14 protein-coding genes and 1 pseudogene are annotated in these 16,477 nt (G+C 30.0%); all 15 read right to left on the reverse strand.

The annotated features are described in order from the left end of the window. Positions 1-5 precede the first annotated feature (5 nt). The 15 genes and pseudogenes from MUA60_RS15615 to MUA60_RS10985 all read right to left on the reverse strand — a co-directional run bounded on the left by MUA60_RS15615 (position 6) and on the right by MUA60_RS10985 (position 16,468). Positions 6-1,185, reverse strand: a pseudogene (locus tag MUA60_RS15615) (IS3 family transposase). A 70-nt stretch (positions 1,186-1,255) separates the two neighbouring features. After that, on the reverse strand, positions 1,256-1,432 hold the full coding sequence (locus tag MUA60_RS10920; protein WP_262648254.1) for a hypothetical protein: 177 nt from the start codon (positions 1,430-1,432) through the stop codon (positions 1,256-1,258). Between the two features lie 52 nt (positions 1,433-1,484). Then, on the reverse strand, positions 1,485-1,766 hold the full coding sequence (locus MUA60_RS10925; RefSeq protein ID WP_243558988.1) for a hypothetical protein: 282 nt from the start codon (positions 1,764-1,766) through the stop codon (positions 1,485-1,487). Positions 1,767-1,912: 146 nt separating this feature from the next. Continuing rightward, positions 1,913-3,238 (reverse strand): glycosyltransferase, encoded by a 1,326-nt coding sequence (locus tag MUA60_RS10930; protein WP_262648255.1) that lies wholly within the window; start codon positions 3,236-3,238, stop codon positions 1,913-1,915. A 23-nt stretch (positions 3,239-3,261) separates the two neighbouring features. After that, entirely contained in the window at positions 3,262-4,104 is an 843-nt protein-coding gene (locus tag MUA60_RS10935; RefSeq protein WP_458256610.1) for an ABC transporter ATP-binding protein, read from the reverse strand. Positions 4,105-4,162: 58 nt separating this feature from the next. Beyond that, positions 4,163-5,374 (reverse strand): glycosyltransferase family 4 protein, encoded by a 1,212-nt coding sequence (locus MUA60_RS10940; protein ID WP_262648257.1) that lies wholly within the window; start codon positions 5,372-5,374, stop codon positions 4,163-4,165. Between the two features lie 12 nt (positions 5,375-5,386). Continuing rightward, positions 5,387-6,199 carry an ABC transporter permease gene (locus tag MUA60_RS10945; RefSeq protein WP_262648258.1) on the reverse strand — a complete coding sequence of 271 codons (813 nt, stop codon included), beginning with the start codon at positions 6,197-6,199 and terminating at the stop codon, positions 5,387-5,389. A 21-nt stretch (positions 6,200-6,220) separates the two neighbouring features. Next, positions 6,221-8,047 (reverse strand): hypothetical protein, encoded by a 1,827-nt coding sequence (locus MUA60_RS10950; RefSeq protein WP_262648259.1) that lies wholly within the window; start codon positions 8,045-8,047, stop codon positions 6,221-6,223. Positions 8,048-8,077: 30 nt separating this feature from the next. Beyond that, entirely contained in the window at positions 8,078-9,811 is a 1,734-nt protein-coding gene (locus MUA60_RS10955) for a glycosyltransferase family A protein (protein WP_262648260.1), read from the reverse strand. 126 nt (positions 9,812-9,937) lie between these two features. After that, positions 9,938-10,711 carry a DUF3880 domain-containing protein gene (locus MUA60_RS10960; protein WP_262648261.1) on the reverse strand — a complete coding sequence of 258 codons (774 nt, stop codon included), beginning with the start codon at positions 10,709-10,711 and terminating at the stop codon, positions 9,938-9,940. Continuing rightward, the gene (locus MUA60_RS10965) at positions 10,711-11,655 is read right to left on the reverse strand and encodes a hypothetical protein (protein WP_262648262.1); all 945 of its coding nucleotides are present in this window, start codon (positions 11,653-11,655) and stop codon (positions 10,711-10,713) included. The genes MUA60_RS10960 and MUA60_RS10965 overlap by 1 nt, the downstream gene beginning before the upstream one ends. An 18-nt stretch (positions 11,656-11,673) precedes the next feature. Continuing rightward, positions 11,674-12,957 (reverse strand): nucleotide sugar dehydrogenase, encoded by a 1,284-nt coding sequence (locus MUA60_RS10970; protein ID WP_262648263.1) that lies wholly within the window; start codon positions 12,955-12,957, stop codon positions 11,674-11,676. A gap of 231 nt (positions 12,958-13,188) precedes the next feature. After that, positions 13,189-14,754, reverse strand: coding sequence for an acyltransferase family protein (locus MUA60_RS10975; RefSeq protein WP_262648264.1), 1,566 nt, complete (start codon positions 14,752-14,754; stop codon positions 13,189-13,191). Then, complete coding sequence (locus MUA60_RS10980; protein ID WP_262648265.1) at positions 14,755-15,156, reverse strand: acyltransferase family protein; 402 nt, start codon at positions 15,154-15,156, stop codon at positions 14,755-14,757. Positions 15,157-15,301: 145 nt separating this feature from the next. Further along, entirely contained in the window at positions 15,302-16,468 is a 1,167-nt protein-coding gene (locus MUA60_RS10985; RefSeq protein ID WP_262648266.1) for a glycosyltransferase, read from the reverse strand. Between the last annotated feature and the right edge of the window lie 9 nt (positions 16,469-16,477).

Genomic DNA, 16,477 nt, shown 5'->3' on the forward strand with positions numbered 1-16,477 from the left:
TTCTTTTAAAGGACCAAAATTATATGAATCGCGAGGATGTTTTTATGCATATTTTTCTCAAATTCAATTGGACTCATATAATTTAGTGTCGAATGAATTCTTTTTGAGTTGTAAAAAGTAAGAATGTATTCCATAACACTGAACATTACTTCATCCCTTGTTTTGTAGTCACAATGGTGAATTAATTTTTTTTTTTGATAATACTATGAAATGATTCTATACACGCATTGTCATAACAGTTTCCTTTTCTACTCATGCTTGTTTGAATTCCTTTTTCTTTAAGTAATGTCTGATATTCTATAGAAGCATATTGACTTCCACGGTCTGAATGATGAATCAGTCCTTTTCTTGGTTCTTGTATTGTACATGCTTTTCTAAAGGCTGATAACACAAGATCTTTAGTCATTCTTGAAGACATTGACCATCCAATAATTCTTCGTGAAAATAAATCCATGACTGTTGCTAAGTATAGCCAACCTTCTCTCGTTTATATGTACGTTATATCTGCGACCCAAACACTTCCTAATCCGGATACTTTAAATGATTGGTTTAATATATTGGGATATACAGGAAGTTGATGTTTGGAATTTGTTGTAGCCTTATATTTCTTTTTTGTTATTGATTTAATACCTAATTCATTCATTATCCTACTGACTGTTCTTTGTGTGACCGTACATCCTTTGCTTCTTAGTACTTGTGTAATTTTAGGACTACCATAACGTTTTTGACTTTGAATATAAATTTGATAAATATGTTTTTTCAATACATCATGTCTAATTGTACGTTTACTTGGTTTACGATTCTTCCAACCATAATAGCCACTTTTTGAAACACCTAACACTTCACACATCTTTATAACACGAAATTCATGTCGGTGTTCTTCAATAAACCTGTATATTACTTCTGGTCTTTGGCAAAGATGTGCATAGCCTTTTTTAATATCTTATTTTCTTCTTCTAGCTCTTTTAATCTTTTTTGTAGATCAACTTCAGACTGTTTCTTAGGGGTACGTCTACCACTACCAACAAATCCTTTTTCACCTTCTTTACGATAAACACTTAGCCATTTGGTTAATGTTTGAATAGGGATGTCTAAATCTCTTGAAACTTCTGTTGCTTTTCTACCAGATTCTACTAACTGAATTGCTTCCATTTTAAAGCTATGATCATATTTTCTTTTAGACATAACGAACACTCCTGTAAATTGATTACTTTCATTATAGCTTAATTTATTATCAATTTACTGTGTCCGTTATTCAGTCTAGCATCAAATCTACTAATTCATTTAAATCATTAACGCTAACATCTAGATTCAAACCATGACCTGGTAGATCAATTTGAACTAAATTCAGATTATCCAATTGGTTATTTAAATCTTTCAAAAATAATCTATGACTACCTAAACCAGAAAGAAATAATATTTGTTCTTCCATAATAAGCTCCTTCATTAAAGATATATAGTTTATTACTTACCTCTACCAACCTCTACAAGATCAGATTTTCAAAGTTACGACTGACTTGGGATACTTTTTCTTGGTTTCCGACTTCTCTATAATATAGGATTGCTTTTTGATACATTTCGATTGCTTTTTTTCTATTTTTTTGTGAAATATATAATTCTGCAAATTTGTTAAACCCGTCTCCCATTATTTCAAAATCATATCTCACTACATTTGCTTCTAAATCTCTTAGTAACATCATTGCTTCTCGTTCATTACCTACTTCAATAAAATTGCTAACGCGTTCTATACTTTTTTTAATATACATCTTACAATTACTCCTTCTACCGTTACTATCTTAATTATATAATTTTAATCCCAATATTTACAAAACACAAGTTACTAAATATAATTGATGACTACTTCAAAGCATGTAAAAAAGGTCTACGATGCCGAGGCATGGTAGACCTTCTGTTATTTAGTATGAACTTGAGTTATTGGATGCTCAAATGGTACAAATTGATTATAAATTTCGAGTAATTTTGATTTTTCATTATTCCAATTGTAGATTTCTTTTGCTTGTTTAGTATTTTCACTTAATTGATTTCTTAAGTTTGTATCTTTTACAAGTTGATTCACTGCATTAGCTATTTCTGAAGCATTATGTGAATCCACGACTAAACCTGTATTAGTTTCTTCGACTACTTTCTTAATTTCTGGGAAGTCACAACTGATAACTGGTACGTGAGCCATCATATATTCAAACAACTTATTTGAACTTGCTGAATAGTGATTGAAGCAAATGTTCTGCAACACTTGGAATCCAAGGTATGCTTCACGCGTATATGATGGTAATTTTTGAAATGGTACTTTATCTAAGAAATGAATTCTATCAGTTTGTTTGGAAGCTTGAGCTTGTTCTTTTAAAGGTTGCGTTAACTTCCCTCCACCGATAAATAGTAAATGACCTTCTTTAATTTCATCCATTGCTTCAATAAGTAATTCAAGCCCTCTTCCTTGTTGCAGTCCGCCTTGATAAAGTAAAATTTTCTCATCTTCATTGATGCCTATTTTCTTATGTAAATTGATTTGTGGCTTTTCTTCAATATTGTATTTCTCTGAGTAGTTATACAATGTTTTAGGATAGAATCCATAAATATCTTCATTGTATTTAGCTCTTGTATGATTTTCTACAATCATTTGATCTACAAATTTTAACAGAAACGACTCAATACGCTTAATTGTTTTTGGATTATAGCCCGTTCTGTCTGATTGAACTTCATGGCTATCATAAATTAATGGTTTTGGTTTTAAGCGCAATTTAGAACAAATGATCGCTTGAGGTAATGTATTTAAATCATTTGCATGATATATATCAGCATTTTGAATATATCCTTTTACAATCATTCTCGTAATAATTGCTCCATTTATAAACCATTTTCTTATTTTTTTAAACTTTATCATACCTGCAGCAACCACGAGTGATAATAGATAAGCTGCCATTAATGTGAAACTTATATAGAAAAGACTTGGTATAATAACAACTTGGACACCAGCTACAACTAATAAGAATTTCTTGCCATGATCTTGATAAGCTTGCAATAACCATGGATATCTCTTCACTCTATGAACTTTAAATGTATTAGATATTTCTTCATAAGCTGAAATAGCAGGATTTTTCGGATCATTTATCGCAATTAAATTTACGTCATATCCATTATCCGCTAAAGTTGTACACTCTCTATTGACTCTTGCATCATTCGTAAAATGATTCCATACAAACATTGTGACCTTTTTCATTTGATAACCTCATTCCATGCAAATTATAGTATCCCTACTTGGAATAGTAGTATATATATCCATGCCACACTCATGATTCCAATCATCGCTAATAAACTTGTAGGTCTTTTTTCTTTTTGTATGACTGAATCATCAACTTCTTTATTACGTTGTTGTTGGATTTTAATACGTTTATATTCTAATTGTTCTTGTTTCGATTTCTTTTTTACTTTCTGAATGAGATTAACGTACCTGGCCACGATATCATTGACTTCACCATATGCAACCATCTCACCGTAATGTATCCAAATCGCTTTTTTACACATTTTTTTAATTTGTCCTGCTGAATGAGATACAAAAAATATTGTTTTTCCTTGTTCTTGTAAATCATGCATTTTATCTATACATTTATTCGAAAAGGTTTCATCGCCTACTGACAAAGCTTCATCGACAATAAGTATATCTGGATTTGTATGAATCGCAATTGCAAAGCCTAATCTTGATTTCATACCACTAGAATATGATTTTAAAGGTTGATAAATAAATTCATCAAGTTCACTAAACTGAACAATATCATCAAATTTTTCATTTATTTCTCGTTGCGACATACCGTGCATTAAACATTTATAATGAATATTTTCTTCACCTGTAAATTCAGGATTTAACCCTGTGCCAATCGCAATTAGCGACGGCTTACCATTTGTATATACTGTACCAGACGAAGGTTCAACAACACCACCTAGAATATTAGATAAAGTTGATTTACCTGAACCATTCAGTCCAATTATGCCTACAGACGTCCCTTCTTCTACTTCAAATGAAATATCATGTAAAGCATAATAAGGTTTAGATTTATAACTTAATCCAAAAGTAAATAAAGATAGCAGCTTATCTTTTCTGTTTACATTTAAGTCGTAAACTTTCGAGACATTTTCACATTTTATTTTATAAGTTTTTGTCATCTCTATCACCTTTTCTTAAAAATGTCATAAGCTTTTCAATATTATCTTCCCAAATGAGGTGTTCATCACGATATTCACGTGCATTCTTGGCTTTAATGGATAATGCTTGTTCGTCATATTTTAATGATTCAATTTCGTTTACGATTGTATCTATTGAAGCTTGTCTTCTTGCAAATCCTAGATTGTATTTTTGAATTATGGCTTCAGTTGGACCACTAATATTAGATATAGGAGGTGTTCCAACCCCAATTGCGTCTACAATTTTTCCAGGCATCACATTCATAAACACATCTGAAGATTCTAAAATGGAAAGTGAAATATGATGTTTGGATATTTCAGTTAAACAAGATGTCCGATCCATCGGCTTTTTCACTTGAATATACTTACAATCTCTCACAGTTTTTCTAAACTTGTCAGCTTGGACACCGTAAACAATCGCTGTAACATTGATTTGTTTACCATTTAAAGCTAAGTATATTGAAATAAGTTTATCTACATCTTGGGCATATCCAATATTTCCTGTATAAATAACACTAAAATCATTATATTTTTCTTCAGTTATCAGTTCATTTCTTGAAATGCCATTTGGTAAATAAAATATGGGCACTTTTCGCTGTAATCGCTTCTGAATATGTGACCTAAATGCTTCATTATTAATGACAATTTTATCTGCAGAATTATACATTTTCTTCTCTAAAAATTTTAATAGTGGCATAAATAAACTTATGTTAATATGCTTTAATCCATTTACACTGTCTGGCCATAAATCTCTAATTTCTAACACATATGTCGGATGTTTCGCACTTTTAAAAAATAACGTCGCCCAAGCTAAAAATATATTAGGACTAGAAACATATACAATATCATAATCGTCATTGTGCATTTTCAAGAAGACTCTTAATCTAACATATTGTTCTATATAATAGACTAACCTCATGATAAAATTACTATTTTGCTTATTGCCATGCATCTTCATTCGAATAATTTTCTTCTTTTCTAATTTATTTAAAGATGCATCTGTAAAATAAGATTGATCTTCAAATAAACTTTGGTTAGGATATGTTGGCTCGGTTGTTAACATTGTTGGGTCTGAACCACTTGAACGAAAAGCTTTGAACATCATTTTCATTCGATTTGCGGCAGAACCAAGTTCTGGATAAAAGTTTTGTGAAATCATTAATAATTTCTTTGTCATATTATGAACACCCTATAAGTAGTCTAGTAATTTCCGTTTAAACCTTGAATGAACCAATGAACCTATTAATAATAATATAATTGTTAAAAGCCAAAAATATAAATGATCATGCCATTGCCCGTACACAGAGACATTATCATGCACAAACGCCGTACGATAAACACCTACTAAATATGCAAATGGATTTAGACTTGCTAACCTTTGTAAAATACCATGTGCTTCTTCCATCGCCCAAAAGATAGGTGTCATAAAGAATAACATTCTTATAACATTTTGTAGTAAATTTTTAGTATCGCGAATAACAATAATTAATGTACTCATAATTAATGAGATACCAAAAATAATTGCATAAGATGCGACTAAAAAGTATATAAACCAAAAGTAGTGCCACCAAGGTACATAGCCATTAATGACAGATATGACAAATAAAATGGCTGATGTAATCATTAAATTAATCATATTATTTGTTAACGCTATAGAAATAAATATTGAAGATGGGAACTTCATTTTTGATAAGAGTCCTACATTGCCTTGAATAGCAGATGCACCTGTATTGATCCCTTGTGATATAAACAACCAAGGAAACAAACCTGAAATAAGATGTACTAAAAATGGTACGCCTACTACTTGTGCACTCGCATCTCCTCTTAACCCTAAACCAAACACAAGATAATATACAGCAACTTGTAAGATGGGTTGTAATATATTCCAAAATACACCAAGATAATGATTGGCATATTGACTTTTCATATTATAAATTGCAAGTTTAAAAATTTTAGGTAAATTATTAAATTGTTCTTTTAAGATATCAATAAGTATCTTCATATATAACGACCTACTTGATTTTTATTTTTCAATAAGTTCAAATTGTGAAGCACTGATCCAAGATTCTTTTTCAAAACTTTTACTTGCGTAGACAGAAATTGAAATTGATGATTGTGGTTCTATCGTCAATTCAAAATTGTTTTTACTCAAATCTACTAAGTCAATTGACTCACTTTCTATATCAAAGTACACCGTATCTCTGCCTTTTTTATTTTGATAAAATGTTCTCAACTCAAGTGTAATCGTGTTATCCTGCGTATTCGTTAATATCATTTTCTTTTGATTTTCATTACTAAATTTAGGTGTTAATGCACGAAATAACTTTTTTTCATTTTGAATAACTTGATAGAAATCTTCAGTTTGAATCATAATATTCGCCAAACTTTCTACTTGCTCATTAGTGTCTTCTTCTAATTGAGTTATTCTATCCTCTAATGTATTCATGTCATTGATTTGAAAATAATTTAAAATTGGCCAATGATGTTTAATCATCAATTTATGTAACATTTGATTCTGCTTATCTTCCTGATTAATACTCATAAATTCAAATAAGATATGCCTCGTATTGATTAAGCTAAACACATCTAAATAATCATCACTTTCTTGAACAATACAGCTATGCCAACCGTTCATTCTAGATTCGTAATACAACGTTTCATAAGGATGATAACCTAATTCAATCGTCTTATAGAGATCATTTCTTTTAACAAATTCTAGTAAATAATCGTGAGATAATTGATCCACTTGAAAATCTTTAGCCCATTTTTTGATTACATTTTCATACGGTAAAAATGAGTCTGTTCGTTGTATCCGCTTCGGAATAATACTTTTAGCAAGTTCAAAAATAGTAGATTTTAAATGTATACAATGATTAAACGACTTACTCTCATGATAATAATTGATTAAATGAATACTATGATGTGTTTCATATAACTGATATCTATCAATCAAATTTGAATTGACTGCTAGTTGATCCATATTAAATAACGTATGCTTTAAATTTAAATTGTATGCTAACTTTTGAGAAATATATTCATCTATACGATAAATATGAGCAGCTTGTTTATGTTCTAATTCACCTATATTTTTTGTATAAGTAAAGAAATTCACATCATTGATATGTTCTTTAATATAAGATAAGGATACTTTAGAATCATGACCAGCTGTGATAGAACAAATCACTTTTTGATTAAATTGAAATAAATATTCAACCGCTGCTTCAATTTCATCATTAACAATATCATATACTTCTTCTGCTGATTTCTTAACACATGGCTTGATAGGATAAATTCTTTTAATTGTATGGTCAGTTATATTGAATCTTGTATTAGCATTGAATTTATAAACATCTTTATATTTACTATAGTCTAAAAATCCATATGACTTATGCGCGATTCTTTCACAAGTCTTATCAAAACATAACTTTACGAGTTGATTTACTAATTCTGAATGACTAGCATATAAATCATGAGATGCATGATAATACAATGATAAAAATGACGTTGCATCATTATATAGTAGCAAACGTCCATTATACTCTATCAACATAATATACCTACCATTATAAAAACTCATCTCTTCAAGAAAATCATAAGAATCTATTTCGTGAGATAATAATTGGGCGCATATTTCAGGATATTTTAAATCGACATGTTTAGTATGCACAAAATGACCTAATATGACTACTTTGATGTCATTCTTTGTATACTCATAAGCACTTAAATCATTTGAAAAATAAATCGTAAAGTCAGTGAATTGAACATATTGACGATAGTTTTGATCTTCAATTGAAATTTGTCGAGGAACGATCATATATGCTTTGTTAAATTTTATGAACGTATTATCCATCATACACACCCCCTTATATTAATCACGCAATTATTGCTGAACCTCTTGCTTTAAATGTTCAACATATTGATTTAAATCATGGTCTTCTGGACGTTTATATTGATCATACAAACTATATATTTCTAAAAATCGTTCTACCGCTTCTTTTCTTTCTTCCGGTTTTACTTTTTCTAATCTTGGCAAATACCAGCCTTTAACGTAAAAATTAAATCTATGTTCTAAGTAGGATGTTAGTAATCCATGTTTTTCGTAAAATGGAATTCTTTCAATTTCTAATGTGTAATATTTATCAAATAGTTTCTTAGAAATTGAATTTGTAACTGAACCAGACACAGCTGCGTAATACATATGAATAACATCTGTTACAGCTTGTACTTTTTTAGAATGAATCATTAATTCTTGGAAGAATAACGTATCTTGGCCAGCAGCACCTTCAATCATTCGAATATGATTATCTTTAATAATTTGTGATTTAATGATTAAAGCTTGAATACTTTGAGCACGGAGACCACATTTTTTCATATATTTTTTAGGGTCTTCGATTAATAATTTTCCGTCGTTATACTTCATCACTGTGCCCGCATAATTAAACAGTGCTCTGCGCTTGTTATCTTCTTTAATAATATTACCGACAACCATATCGACATCTTTATTCGATTCTATTTCTTCTAATAATGTTGCATAACCATCACCAGTCGCTTCGTTATCAGGATCTAAATAAGTAATATAATCTGTAGAGGCAAGTTCAGCACCTTTATTTCTAGGTCTTGAAGCACTACCTGATCCTTCTTCATATGCATAATAAACGATATCTGGGTATCGTCTTCTTAATCGATTAATAATAGATATCGTTTCAGAATCCGTACTACCATCATTTACGAATATAATTTCCATATCTTTAAATATTGAAGATCTTCTTAAACTTCTCATACACTTGTCTTCTAAATAAGTACCATTATTATGAATTGGAATAATAACACTTAATTTTTTCTTGCGGTTATTTTGACCATATAAAGATGCGTCATAAATTTCTGATTGATCTAAATTATAGCCATTTTGCGACTGTGTAATATTCAATTGATGATCGAATATATTTTTATGATACATTGTTACATATTTATCTTGAGCTTTTTCAATAAATTGATGTGCTTCATGTTGTTTATCTTTCGTAACAAAATCAACATCTACATATTTAAATGCTGTTAATAAATCTTCTAAATAATACTCTTCATATTCAATTGAATCTTTCATGTAAGTTATAAAATTATATTGTGATACATCTTCTACTGTATCTTGAGCTTCTATAACATCAAACTGAACATGTAATTGTCGATATAGAATATCTTTCATTTTATCGGTTAATGCATCAACAACTACGAGTATTTGTGATTCTTTTTGAGTCGGTTCAATGCCAATATATGATAGAACTTCATCTAAGCGATGATACGTTGTACAATTTCTCATCACACTACGTATACTTTTAGCCTGCATATCTTCTATTTCATATTCTTGATATTGATTCATGATTGGTGCCACATCAGTTTTATGATTAATCATAAATACATTTGGAAACTGATTATTAACACCTACTGAATAGTTAGATAAGATTAAATTCCCAAAAGCTTGTAACTCAAATATTCTATTAGCAAACATCGTTTCTGAATATTTTACTGAATTGACATTTATTGCCCATCTATATACTTTATGCAGTTTCATAAGTTCTTCATGATCAATTGGCATTGTTAAGTATGGGATATATTTCATTGGGAATTGATATCGTCTTCTTCTTAACGGTAAGTTTCTATCGACAATTGTTAAGTCATTTTCATTATTGATTAATTCATCAAAGATTCTTGCAGATTCTTGGTTTCTAACAGGATATTTCTCAGTCTAACTTCCTGCAAAAATAACATCGTTTTTAAATGATTTATTATATGGATTTCTCGTACCGACTGGATTATGATAATGAGGATTAATACCAAATTGAAGTACATGTACTTTATCATTTTGACAATACTCTTTATAATCTTCTACTACTTCCGCAGCAGATGTCAGAATAATATCGCATTCTGTCGCGATATTTTTGTATAAATGGAAATTGACGGGGTCTTCTTTAGAATAAAAGACTATCGGTATATTGAACTTTTTAGCTTTTTGAATGCCTTCTATGAGCATTCTTCGCTTCTCACTATTTACTGAAGCTAACCCTGTCCAACTTCCGTCTATACCTCGCCATGCTGTCGCAACAATTACAACATCCATATCTCGACTTAAATCCGTAAATTCACTATCTAAATAAACAATATTCCCTATATCTTTAAATGAGTTATATAAAAATTCATCAGCAATGAGTCCAACTTTGTATTTATTTTTAATAAATACACGTGATGTATCAGAATTCACAAGTTTCGATAAATGTTGTTGGTGATTCTGAAGGAAATCTAATTTGGATTCTTCTGCTACTTTTTTATAGTAATTATGATGATTTGTATGATCTTTAACTTTTTTTAATTTATATAGTCCATACATATAATCTTGTTCAACAATATTTAACACTTCTTCTAATTGTTCAACTTTTGTTTTATCATCAAAATTAACTAACGCCTCTTTAGTGGATTCGATATTACTTTTTTGATTGATATTTGTTGGCATATTTGAAGACATTATGATTTCCTCCTATTTCTCCAACTCCAGTATTTCGTTTGAATCTTTCCTAATTTAGAATTTTTTAAATTCAAATATAATCGTTCATACTGATTTTTCTCTTCATTTTTATTTGTTTTTTGTAATGAGATATTTTCGTTTATTAAACAAACAATTGCAGATTTTGACTCTTTTCTTTCTTCTTGAAAGTTTGTAATCATATCCAGCTGTTCTAATGTTAATTCGTTATAGTTTTCATATTGTTTAGCTTCTAAATCTTGAATAATACTTTTATCTTCTAAATCATTTAAACTAATCCAATATTTTTTCTTTTTAATAATGATCCTTACCGATTCTGCTTTTAAGAACACCATATCGATCAAGACGTTATTGAAATCAAATTGTTCTTCATCCAAAGATAAATCGATTGATTTGTACAATGCACTATCTTGATAAAAAACTGCAGATTCTTCTATCGATACTTTTTTATTAATAGGAATTGCTCTATCTATATCTTTCGTAGGCACAAATCCTGTAAATGTTCCTTTATTAAATACAGCTTCTAACACTTCACCTTGAATTAAATACAATGCTCTAGATGAAAAGTTCTTTTCTTTAAACAACAAATTATAATCAACTTTAAATCCTAGCTCTCTATTAATTTGTGGTGTAGAGAAATTACGTAAATCCACTCTTATCGTATCAATAGGTTTCGAAATTAATTTGATAGAATGATTTAATCTTGTCCATCCTATAATATTCGTACCTCTTACAATTAATCCATATAGTTCACTTTCTATCTCTTTTACAGAAATAACTTTTAATGCTTTATTTAAATAGTCAGACGCATAGCCGACTGTAAGTTCATCATCATCTACATCAAATATTTCTTGATTTTCTGGTTCTCTTAAAATAATTTGAAAGCTCAATCCGCTTTGAATAATTGGACTTTTAACGTCTATCATATGAAGACCCCTCAATCTTTACTTATTAAATGAAAGTGCAATATCTTTTCCGAAAGTATATAAATTACCGTAGTTGTAATATTTAACTTGTTCAAATTGTGATTGAACAACATTTTTCGTATCGAAAATGACTTTCTCTTTCATACCTTCAAAATCTTGATCTACTAAATTTTTGAATTCTGAATGGTCACTCAAAATTAATACAAGAGATGCGTCTTTAACGGCTTTTTGAATATCTTTTTGGACAAAGCCTAGCTCAACATGTGGATCATATGCTTCTACTTGAATATCATTTTCTTTTCTCAAATCATTATATATATCAAATGCTGGTGATTCTCTGACATCGTCTACATCACCTTTATAAGTTAATCCAAATACAACAACCTTATGACCATTTAAAGTTTCTAAAATTTTCTTAGACTCATTAATGACATATTGAGGCATTGAACGATTAATACGTCTACCTTCTTGAATGAGATTCGTCGTTTCTGGATCTTTTGCGATAATAAAGTATGGATCAACTGCTAAACAGTGACCACCAACGCCTGGACCTGGTAAGTGAATATTCACACGTGGATGTTTGTTCGCCATCTTGATAACTTCTAATACGTTAATATCTAAATGATTACATACCATCGCAAGTTCATTTGCTAGTGCAATATTCAAGTCACGGTAAGTATTTTCCATTAACTTACTCATTTCTGCTGTCTTAGCATTTGTTTCAATCATTTCACCTTGTACAAATGTTCCATATACACGTTTACCCGCTTCAACACATGCTGGCGTTATACCACCAATTATTCGATTGTTATGAATAAGTTCATGTAATATTTTTCCTGGTAATACTCTTTCAGGGCAATGTACTAAGAATATATCTTTACCAATTTCAAATCCTTGGCTTTCAAGATACGGTTTAACATGATCATCCATTGTTCTTGGTGCTATCGTAGATTCTACAATGACCGTATTACCTTTTTCTAAAAATGGTACGATAGATTCAACTGCCCCCATTACTAACGAAATATCACATGATTCATATTGATCATCATTATTTGGAGTTGGAACTGCAATGATAAATGCATCTGCTTTTTCAGGTTGCATACTTGCTTTGAATTTATTTTTAGCTAACACTTCTTCATAAGCTTCTTGTAAGCCAGGCTCTTCAATATGAATTTGACCATTATTTAATTTATCTACTGCTTCTTTATTTATATCTACACCTACAACATCTACACCATGTTTCGCAAACATAATTGATGTTGGTAATCCAATGTATCCTAAACCAATAGTAGTTAATTTCATATTATATCCATCCTTTAATAATTAATTGTTAAGCTATTACTTTCGTAATGTTAAATATATTGTAACTTCTATGAATACAATAAACAGGCGTTTAACAGATACTTAAGGAAGGGTTTACACTCTTTTATCATTGTTTAAAATTGCTCAATATTTCGTGTTAAAAATAGCCCCTCGCTCATATAAAATCATATGAGCGAGGGGCTTTATAGATTAATGATTAAGTTCTTTAAATTATTGTTCGATATCTTTCTTTATTTTAGGACCAAACGTTTTAGAGTAACTATTTGATATATGTCCTTTATCCATATATACAATGACGTTACCTATTACAGGTGCAAACTTTCCATTTTCTTTGAAATACGATGTATAGTCTACATATTTTGTATTTGCAGGCTTTTGTTCAAGTTGGTCCCATTTAGAAACTTTTGGTAAACGTTGTTTAGCATTCATCTTCTTAATCGTCTCTTGTTCTCCAAATTTATCTAACGTTTCTGGAACATTAAACTCATATCTCGGATTATCTCTTATTGCCATAATCGGTGTTTTTGTATTTGTAATGTTTTGATATTGTTTTAATTGTAATGGATCGATTTGTCCATTTACATCTGTACTTGAATCTGCAGTTGTAACAACTAAATCGACGTCTTGCTTATCAAGTTCTTTAATTAAATTTTTATTCCACTCCGTACAATCTTGGTCACTGTCTTTCGTTGTTAATACACAGCCACTTTTCGTCATGCTTAATACTCTATAATTGCCTTCTTCAGCTGCTTTTTGAAGTGCGCCTAACCAATGTTGTGCATGAGAACTCCCTACTAAAGCGATTGTCTTATCATAGTTTTCTTTTTTACCGTACTCTCCTACTAGAACTTTTGATTCACCTATTTTTTGATGAACTTTGTCTCTTGTAGAATCTGGTGATTCGTTCCTGATTTTTGAAAACTCTGGAATTGCTTCTACACCTTCTTTAACTTTTACATGCTTTTCTGTAGCCATTGCACCAGGATAATTTTCACTCAATGCTACCTTTTCTTTTTCAAAAGGATTATTAAAGATAACGAAATATAAAGAGGCGATTGCCAATAACTGTATTGCTAATCCGATTCCTAATTTTTTGAATGCAATTTTATCAGAAGATGCTGACCTAATTGGTTTTTCAATATAACGTGTCATTAAATATGATAATAACCATGATAGTAAAATTATACAAATACCTAATACAATTCCAGGTCGTTCATTATTATGGTATTGATAAAATGATAAAATCACCCAATGCCATAAATATAAGCCAAATGACAATCCACCAACCTTCACCATAATGGATGATCCTAAGAATTTTTTAACTCCATATTTAGTTTCATAGTTACCGGAAACGAGTATAAATACGGCACATAACATTGGCCATAGTGCAATATATCCAGGAAACATTGTTGATACATTAAAAATAATACCCGTTAAGATCAAGCCAATTAAGCCTAACCATCCAATCAAACTTGCTACTAGACGATTAATTTTAATTTTATTAAGGTTGATTGCTAATAATCCACCGAGCGAGAATTCCCAAACTCTTGTAAATGTATGGAAATATGCCCAAGGTTGATTGACGTGCGCTAAATAAATAGAATACGACAACGAAACGATAAATAATGTACCTAAACAAAGATTTATGACATTAATAATTTTTAGGTTGGTGTATTTTTTATATAACATAAAAATCAAACTAAAGATGACAAACCATATAATATAGAATTGTCCTTGAATCGACATTGCCCAAAAATGTTCAACTGGCGTCTTCATTTAATCTTTATTTAAATAATCTGTACTCGATAAAGCGAGTTGCCAGTTTTGATAATAAAATAAAGAAGCAAAGATTTCTTTTATCGTTTTGCCAAGTATTGATTCTGGCAATAAGAAAAAGCTTAAGAAAACCGTAACAAGTAAAACTGTTATAACAGAAGGAAATAATCGTTTAATTAATCCTGTTATGTAAGGTATAAATTTAAATGAACCTGTTTTATTGTATTTAGAAATAATGGAAGTGGTAATTAAGAATCCTGAAACAACGAAAAATACATCGACGCCCCCAGACACTTTCCCAAACCAAATATGATATATTGCAACTAATAATGCTGCAATAACTCTTAGCCCTTCAATTTCAGGTCTAAATTTTTTGTCTAGATTGATAGGATTTGTCTGCATATAAAAATCTCCTTTAAGTATTATACAGTTGTAAGTATATATATAAGGATATTTATAAGAAAGACAATTAATTAATATTTACAATATCTTAACACCCTATTAAAAAATCCCTAACAATTGGCTTGTTAGGGATTGAGGTTACTTCTTATTTAAAGTGCTTGTTTAAATCTTTCATGAATTGCTCATAAATGACATCATCATCGAAATCGTTACTTCTTTCTAGACCTTTTTGAATGACATTTTGAACATCATGATGATCATAATTTTCAATGACATATGCAAGTTGCTTTCCATATTCTTTAGCATCTTGATAGTCTACTAAATAACCATTTTTTTGATTTTCAATTAAAAATTCTGGACCATAACAGCCCTTATAACTAATAACAATATTTCGTTGATACATGGCCTCTAATATTACAAGTCCAAAACCTTCAACTCTCGATGGAACAGCCGTAATTTTACTTTCAGCTAATACTTGTGATAATGAGTTAGTAGTAGGCTTAAGCTTCACAATATCTTGAATATTATATTGATTAATTAATTGATGATATTGTTCTTTTTCTTGTCCATCACCATATAGATCTAATTGAAATTGATATTTTCGCATTGTATCTTGAATTAAATTGATACTATCCAGTAACAAATCAAACCCTTTTTCACGCTCAAATCTACCTGCAGCAACAATTGTATTGTGCTTATCTACGTTATATTGAGTTTCTTTTAGTATATTTGGAACAATGATTACTTTAGTGTATGTTAAACCTTGTTGATAATCTTGTTGGTCCTCTTTAGTTAATGTCGTAACTAAATCAAGTTGTTCATAACTTTTAAGTATATCTTTTTGATATTGCTCATCATGTGCATGTAAATACATATGTTCCATACCAATTTTAAATACCAACTGACTAGCATATTTGCTAACAAGTATATTATAACTTGCGCGTGTACCTACAATAATATCTGTATTCACATTCTGAATGGCTTTAACAATATGTTGCTCAATATGACTTGAAAATTGATGAAGTCCAGGTTCAGACGGATGAATAATTTTAGGACTCAAAAAAGGAGTGTACTTATTGATTCTATTTACAAATATATTTTTCAAACCTTTGATGGTTTTGTTATATTCAATAATGGGTTGAATTTCTATATTTTCATGCAACTTAAAATAAGGTGCATCGCTCGCTTTAAATACTGACAATATTTTAACAGAGTGACCCTTTTCACTTAATTTATTTGCCAAATTAGAAATCGATTTCGTCGTCCCACCCATATGATAAATATTGTGAACTAAAAATGTAAAAGATTTCATATAAATCCC

Origin of the sequence: Mammaliicoccus sciuri, assembly GCF_025561425.1 — a bacterium.
Classification (GTDB): domain Bacteria; phylum Bacillota; class Bacilli; order Staphylococcales; family Staphylococcaceae; genus Mammaliicoccus; species Mammaliicoccus sciuri_A.